Source organism: Microcystis sp. Msp_OC_L_20101000_S702 (assembly GCF_007095705.1).
In the GTDB taxonomy this organism is placed as follows: Bacteria; Cyanobacteriota; Cyanobacteriia; order Cyanobacteriales; family Microcystaceae; genus Microcystis; species Microcystis ichthyoblabe_A.
This window is the reverse complement of record NZ_SFBO01000108.1, coordinates 1-6,777: the sequence shown is the minus strand read 5'-3', so window position 1 is coordinate 6,777 and position 6,777 is coordinate 1. Positions and strand designations below refer to the sequence as shown.

8 protein-coding genes are annotated in these 6,777 nt (G+C 42.6%); 2 read left to right on the top strand and 6 right to left on the bottom strand.

All coding sequences use genetic code 11. The annotated features are described in order from the left end of the window. Window positions 1-156: 156 nt before the first annotated feature. From EWV60_RS11885 to EWV60_RS11865, 5 genes are all read right to left on the bottom strand, one after another. Window positions 157-612, bottom strand: a complete 456-nt coding sequence (locus tag EWV60_RS11885) for an NUDIX hydrolase (RefSeq protein ID WP_287232438.1) — start codon at window positions 610-612, stop codon at window positions 157-159. A gap of 93 nt (window positions 613-705) precedes the next feature. Continuing rightward, entirely contained in the window at window positions 706-2,094 is a 1,389-nt protein-coding gene (gene argH / locus EWV60_RS11880) for an argininosuccinate lyase (protein WP_002735516.1), read from the bottom strand. A 169-nt stretch (window positions 2,095-2,263) separates the two neighbouring features. After that, on the bottom strand, window positions 2,264-2,467 hold the full coding sequence (locus tag EWV60_RS11875) for a hypothetical protein (RefSeq protein ID WP_002735090.1): 204 nt from the start codon (window positions 2,465-2,467) through the stop codon (window positions 2,264-2,266). A 106-nt stretch (window positions 2,468-2,573) separates the two neighbouring features. Then, complete coding sequence (locus EWV60_RS11870) at window positions 2,574-3,185, bottom strand: class II aldolase/adducin family protein (RefSeq protein WP_002773357.1); 612 nt, start codon at window positions 3,183-3,185, stop codon at window positions 2,574-2,576. Then, complete coding sequence (locus EWV60_RS11865) at window positions 3,182-3,517, bottom strand: hypothetical protein (RefSeq protein WP_002773358.1); 336 nt, start codon at window positions 3,515-3,517, stop codon at window positions 3,182-3,184. The genes EWV60_RS11870 and EWV60_RS11865 overlap by 4 nt, the downstream gene beginning before the upstream one ends. 410 nt (window positions 3,518-3,927) lie before the next feature. Between EWV60_RS11865 and EWV60_RS11860 the strand changes: the two genes are divergently transcribed. Both EWV60_RS11860 and EWV60_RS11855 read left to right on the top strand, forming a co-directional pair. Next, on the top strand, window positions 3,928-4,821 hold the full coding sequence (locus EWV60_RS11860) for a ferritin-like domain-containing protein (RefSeq protein ID WP_287232434.1): 894 nt from the start codon (window positions 3,928-3,930) through the stop codon (window positions 4,819-4,821). A gap of 163 nt (window positions 4,822-4,984) precedes the next feature. Beyond that, window positions 4,985-6,049, top strand: a complete 1,065-nt coding sequence (locus EWV60_RS11855) for a pentapeptide repeat-containing protein (RefSeq protein ID WP_149106643.1) — start codon at window positions 4,985-4,987, stop codon at window positions 6,047-6,049. A gap of 78 nt (window positions 6,050-6,127) precedes the next feature. Here the strand turns inward: EWV60_RS11855 and EWV60_RS11850 are convergent. After that, window positions 6,128-6,777 (bottom strand): Uma2 family endonuclease (locus EWV60_RS11850; protein WP_287232432.1); only part of this gene is annotated, 650 nt, incomplete at its 5' end.

Here is a 6,777-nt window from a genome sequence, read left to right as displayed (position 1 = left end):
TTAGGATAAGTTATAATTTAAAAAATTAATCAACAACTAAAGCTTATGCTTGTAGCTAAGTGAAATCATTGATTAAGAGACCTGTACTTTTCAATGACTTTTTCAGCAAACCCTAATTATAACCAGCTACTTAGGGTCGCAGATACTAGAAAAAAATCAAGCCACTACAGTGGCACCCTTGAGATAATCTTCTAGTTGGCGATCATTATCGTGACTGAGATTGCCTAGAGGTAAAGTTTCGACGCTAAAAGCTCTCACCTCGCTAACTTCTAATGTATCTTTGATCTGAAAATTACCCGCAGCTGTCACTTCAATTAACAATGAAATGGAGTGAATACGCGGATCACGCTCAAAAGAGGAATAAACCCCGACTAAACGCCCTAAACTGACTAAATTTAATCCTGTTTCCTCTTTTAATTCCCTTTGGGCAGTATTAAAAATATCTTCCCCCCAATCGATCATTCCCCCCGGTAGGGCCCATTTGCCGGTGTCTCTGCGTCGGATTAAAACAATTGTGCCATCAGCAAGCAGCGGAATTATTGTCACCCCAGTTACAGGATGACGAAAGATAATTCCCATAACACTTTTAATAAAATACCAAACACGACCCATAGGAATTAGGAGATAGGAAGATAGGGAGATAGGGAGATAGGGAAATTTTAACTAATACCCCAAAACCCCAAAACCCCAAAACCCCTAACAATATCAATCATGATCGAGAATGGCTTTAGCTTGAATTAAAGCCGATCGCACTTGTTCAAAACCTGTGCCACCATAGCTATTACGGGCTGCTACCACCTGACGAGGAGCGATCGCGTCGTAGATATCGGCCTCAAAAGCCGGATGTAATTCTTGCCATTCCGTCAGGGTTAAATCTTTTAATAACTTACCCGCTGCCAAACTGCTTTTAACGACTTTCCCGACTAAATTATAAGCTTCTCGGAAGGGAATCCCCTTACTGGCTAAATAATCCGCCACATCCGTCGCATTAGAAAAATCTTCCGCCACCGCATTAGCTAATCGGTCGGTTTTAAATTGAATCCCGGTGGCTAAAAGTACCGTCATCGCTTGTAAACAAATCCGCACGGTTTTAACGCCATCAAATAACGCCTCCTTGTCCTCCTGCAAGTCTTTGTTATATGCCAGGGGTAAACCCTTCATTAAGGTCAATAACGCTTGTAAATGCCCAAAAACCCGCCCTGTTTTGCCGCGCACCAATTCGGGAACGTCGGGGTTTTTTTTCTGGGGCATAATGCTAGATCCCGTGGCACAACTATCGGTGAGAGTGATAAAACTAAATTCTTGGGAAGACCAGAGAATCATTTCTTCGCTCAAACGGCTCAGGTGGACCATAATCAGACTAGCGGCCGTCATAAATTCAATAGCAAAATCTCGATCGCTGACTCCATCGAGACTATTGTTATACACCTGCTCAAAATCGAGTAAATTGGCACTGTAATGACGATCAATCGGAAAAGTCGTCCCCGCTAAAGCGCCACATCCTAGGGGCGAAATATTAGTCCTGGCGCGAATTTGCCCTAATCTTTGGTGATCCCGTTCGGCCATTTGAAAATAAGCGAGGAGATGATGGGCTAAACTAATCGGTTGAGCGCGCTGTAGGTGGGTGTAACCGGGGATCAGGGTTTCCAGATGGTTTTCAGCGTGATTGACTAAAGCTTGCTGAAAATTGCGAATTTCTTGCCTAATATCATCAATTTGTTGTCTAAGATACAGACGTATATCTGTTCCTACCTGATCATTCCGCGAACGGGCCGTGTGCAGTTTTTTGCCCACATCTCCCACAATCTCGGTTAAACGACGTTCTACGGCAAAATGCACGTCCTCTTGATCGATGCCGGGGTTAAAGTTGCCGGTGCGATATTCTTGACGAATTTGTTCCAATCCAGAGACGAGACTATCTGCTTCTTCGGGGCTGATAATACCCGTATAAGCGAGCATTTTAGCGTGAGCGATCGATCCGGTGAGATCATACTCGATTAATTCGATATCAAAGCCAATACTGGCGTTAAATTCTACGATCGTAGGATGGAGACTACCTTCAAAGCGATCGCTCCAAGTTTTCTTTGCTGTCACTGTTTTCGTTAGATGATTGTGGATAAAGTTAACCAAAATATGCTGGACAATTTTGGGGAATAATCCGGTGCTGATAGCATTACCGCTTCAGGTTAGAAAAATCTCCAACCCTACAAACATAAGAATAGCAAGAATTGCTCGCTCTGGCTGAATGCCCATAGGCGAAAAGCTAATAAGAAGTAAAACCTCGAAACATATAACCGGCAATGAAACCGATTAATAGGGCCCATGCTTGCCCAGTTTTGACGAAATTTGAGAAGGATTTCTGAACATTGCCGATGATATCCACGTCTTGCTCCGAAATAGTCATCAAGACATTGGTAAGAGGCGAAAAGTCGATCGAGACGGATAGATGATGGAAGATGTCGATCACGATGGCATTCCTCAAAGACGAAAATCTACAGAATAAGTTAACATGAAAACGACTAAATCAAAACCGCTTTTGTCTCCCTGGTGGTGAGTTGGAAAGGAGGTCACTTTCAAGATGATTGAGATTGCTGGTAATAGGATAATAGTAAATTGCCCGCTTTTGCTAAATCTTGCCCAAAGGCGATAATTCCTTCTTCGTGACCACTCATCACTAAAATTTGTTGCTCCTCTAGATGATCTTCTTGACATAAACGGATAATTTCTGCGGCCATTTCTGGGGTTCCATAGGCGATATTTTCTTGAGTGGTCGGCACTCGATACATTAAATTTTGCCACAGGGGGCGATGGTGAATATGAATCACCCCATTAATCTGGGGATTCGCTTCATAAATCGCTGCATGGGTGAGAGTTTCTGAAGAAGCGGCAATTGTTCCCCGACAAGTGACCCGATTTTCTTGCCAATCGTAGTCTATAACTGTGGTGTAATGGGATTCATTTAATACTGGGATTCCCCCGGTGTTAGTGCCAGAAATAATGATTTCTTTGTCTATTTTTCCTCGTTGACTCACATTCCCAAAACCGATTCCGTTATCGTATTGACCGATTAATCCTAATCGATAGAGGCGATTGCGCCAATAATTTAATTCTGCAATCTCTGAGCTTATTAAGGGACGGTCAGGAATCCAAGTACAATTGTATTTAACGTAGCCTTCGTCAATCATAGATTTTTCTGAAAATATTCGGGATAACTTTGACAAACTTTCTGCACAAAGTCCTGGAGAGGATAGGAAATATTGGCGATATAATTATCTTTAATTGCTTGAGAAAATAGGGGTAAAACTTCCGTATCTAAGGCGGGGTTAAATAAGTTGATAGGTAGAATTAAATCGGAACATTCCCGCACATCAATGGTCTCAAAATTATCGGCTATAATTAACCAAAGAGGACGCACCCAAAGAGCCGAACGACTTTCGATCACCTGAATTACTTCTCCGTATAAAGTTCGATTTTTGCAGAATAAACTAACAATTTGATGGGGAGTGAATGTGTTCATAGACGATTCTAGTTTTCCTCGATCAGCTAAGACGCATTTTAATCGCTTATTCTTAGATTAGCCGAATCTTCCCCCAATCTCTTTACTCTTGCAAGAGCCAACAGTAAAGAGTATCTCATCTCCACAAGCAATTTAAATGCGTGGGCAGCTTATCTTTCACTGATCACTGAAAAAAGCTGGCCACTTGCCAATCCCTTGCCAGATCGGGAAAAAACGGCTCTTCTAGGTTGTGTGTGATAAGTTTAACTTACATAGGATTGATCGATCTTTGTGTCCTTTGTGTCTTTGTGGTTCGTTCCACCCCCTCTCTAGGAGGAATGTATCTTAGAATACATTTTACCCACCAAATCCAAGAGAGCCAAAAAACTCCGTTAGAATACGGAAAGCCGTTGACAAAACGATAGAAAATCATGACCGTTGCTTACCCTCGTAAATTCAAGAAGACGATGAGCGCTCGCGACATCATGAAGCGTGTTATTAGCGATCACGAAATTCATCTTGTCACCCTCAACCGTTACCGCTACAACGAACAACGTAGCTGTAAAGACCTGACCGAACTGATCGAAACCCTAGACGGACAACCGAAAGAACTGATCCAGGAGCTTTCCCGTCACGTCGCCGATGAGGCCCGCCATGCCTACTGGTTAACCGATTTATTAATCGAATTGGGGGCCGATGTGGGGAAACCGCCGGGGTTGTCCTATATTGATGAATTTGAACGTCTTCTCGATCAAGATCAATTCCAAGGTGAAGAACAAAGGGAAGATGGACTGATTGCGGCCCTAGCGGCAATTAACGTCACGGAAAAACGGGGATGCGAATACTTTGCCGCCCATATTTATGCTCTCAAAGCAGGGGAACAAACCCCGGAAAATCTGAAAATTCAGGAAACGATCGCCAAAATCTTTCCCGAAGAAGCAGGTCATGTGCGTTGGGGCAATCGTTGGTTAGCCAAAATTGCCCAAAAAAGCCCCGAACATCGGCAAAAAGTCGAAAAAGCTAAGGCCAAATACTCAGCGATCGAACAGGCCGCCTATGAATCGGGTATGGATATCACCCTGGGAGCAGAATTGCGCCGCGTCGGTCATTTAATGGACATCGCCGCCACTATGCCGCTCTGGGAACGTCCTCAATATCTGATGGAACGTTTACCCCAATCCCTTCTCGACCCGAAATTGCAATTATTCCGGGTAGAAGCGGCTCAAAAAGCCTGGAATCGTGATCCACAAATGTTTATGGAACGCTTTTTGCCGATGTTTTTTAATGCGGACGGCAATATCGGCAAAAAAGAGAAAGTCAACTAATTTAACCTTGATTTTCGGGGGCAATCCTTCAGCGATCGCTGAAGAAATGTTCATCGAGGATCGAGAAAATCAGCTATTGTTTTAAATAGGGGTGAGTTCTCGGCTTTGGGGCCAGAGAAACACCACTTTTTTACTGTTTATTTTGACTTTTCTTTTTTAGATTATGCGTCTTTTAGCTGCCTTTGATCGCTACCCCGATAGTGTATCGTTAACCCTAGAACCAGTAGCCACCGACTCGCAAAAATTTGATTTATATTTAACTTTACACCTACAAGCTCAAATTCAATCTCTCCTTGGCGGGGAAATCAAATGGGGACTAAAAGGAGGAAAATTAGATTTTCTTTTAGTTAATTGTCACCTAACACCAAATCCTCTTTCTAGTCAAGAGTTATACATAAATCGTATTAATAATTATCAATGGCGGTTATCTTTCAAAAGTCCTCAGTCAATATTTACAGGAGCGCTCGAAAGGATTAACCTAGGAACCGTCAGTGTGGAGGAAGAACCTTATCATCTGACGGTGCAATTTTCGCTGACAGCTGCGGATATCTGTATCACGGAAACATCGGGATTATGGAAACACGATCTAAGTCCCAATAAACATAGTATTTTAGAGCGAAAGTTAGCATTTTTCCTAATGGAAAATCAATTTGATGCTTTTTTGAGTCGTATTTCTTTGGGTTCATCGCAGGCAGAATTAGATAATGTTCTAGTTGAACCGCAACCGGCAGCATCAGAAAATTTAGAGAAATTGCAGACACAAATCGAGGGAATTTATGCTGCTATTAGTGATGATTTTCTGGAATTAGCCCGATTAGCTGAACTTAATCCCCTAAAAGATTTTACTGGGGCAAATCTCCTGGCAGCGGAATTAAGTGGTATATCTTTAGGCATGGCCAATCTCTATCAAGCGAATCTGCGGGGGGCCAATTTAACCGATGCTGATTTGAGCGAAATTAATGGCAGTCATGCTAATTTTAAGGGAGCAGATTTAAGCGGAGCCTTATTAGCTAATGCCGATTTAAGTTATGCTGATTTTTACCGTTCTAGTTTGGCTTTAGCTAATTTAATTGGCTCCAATTTAGAAGGAGCTAATTTGGTTGAAGTCAACATCACTCAAGCGAATTTTAGCGGGGCAAAAGTGAAGGGGGCAAAGTTTGCCGATAACGTGGGTATGACCGAGGAATTGCGGGAAAATTTACGCTTGCGCGGAGCTTTCTGCGATTAATCAACTATTCAGCCTCTAAATGACACCAAATACCCTCACCTTTCACCGAAAATAGCGTTATTAAATAACAAAAGAAGATTAGAGATTTTCCTCGATATTTATGCCCAATTCCCGCAGTTTAGCCGCTAATTTCGCCGCTTTTTGCTTTTCTTGCTCGACTTGGTTTTCTGCCGCTAAAACCCGATTTTCTGCCGCTAAAACCCGATTTTCTGCCTGTTGTGCCGCTTCTGCGGGAGTGGGTACTAATTCGCCTTTGGAGGTAAAATAGCGCAATTTATTGGCAGATAAACCCAAATATAAGCCTAATTGTTGACTCCAGAGCCATCCCTGGGGATTGGGGGTAATCGGTTGATATTGACCGCTAATTAGGGTAAATCCCTGAAATTCTAAGCTTTCTGGGTCAAACCAAAAATAATCGGGAGTGCGAAATATATCCTGATAAATTTGTTTTTTCTCCTCTCGGTCAACTTTGGCGGTACTATCGGAGAGAATTTCGATAATTAAATTGGGATATTTGCCCTCTTCTCGCCAAATTACCCAACTTCTGCGGTTGGGGTTGGGATTTGTCCCCAAAACGACGAAAAAATCCGGACCACGGAAGAATTCTGACTTTTTCTGGTTGGGACTGTAATAAATGGTTAAATTGCCGGCGGCAAAATAATCTTCTCGCTCGCGCCACCACCATTCTAAACACTGAATTAATAAAATAATTTGTTGTAGATGTAGGT

Coding starts and splice junctions, on each gene's coding strand:
- EWV60_RS11885 (WP_287232438.1), bottom strand. CDS start 612: ATGGGTCGTGTTTGGTATTTTATTAAAAGTGTTATGGGAATTATCTTT.
- EWV60_RS11870 (WP_002773357.1), bottom strand. CDS start 3,185: ATGATTGACGAAGGCTACGTTAAATACAATTGTACTTGGATTCCTGAC.
- EWV60_RS11865 (WP_002773358.1), bottom strand. CDS start 3,517: ATGAACACATTCACTCCCCATCAAATTGTTAGTTTATTCTGCAAAAAT.
- EWV60_RS11860 (WP_287232434.1), top strand. CDS start 3,928: ATGACCGTTGCTTACCCTCGTAAATTCAAGAAGACGATGAGCGCTCGC.
- EWV60_RS11855 (WP_149106643.1), top strand. CDS start 4,985: ATGCGTCTTTTAGCTGCCTTTGATCGCTACCCCGATAGTGTATCGTTA.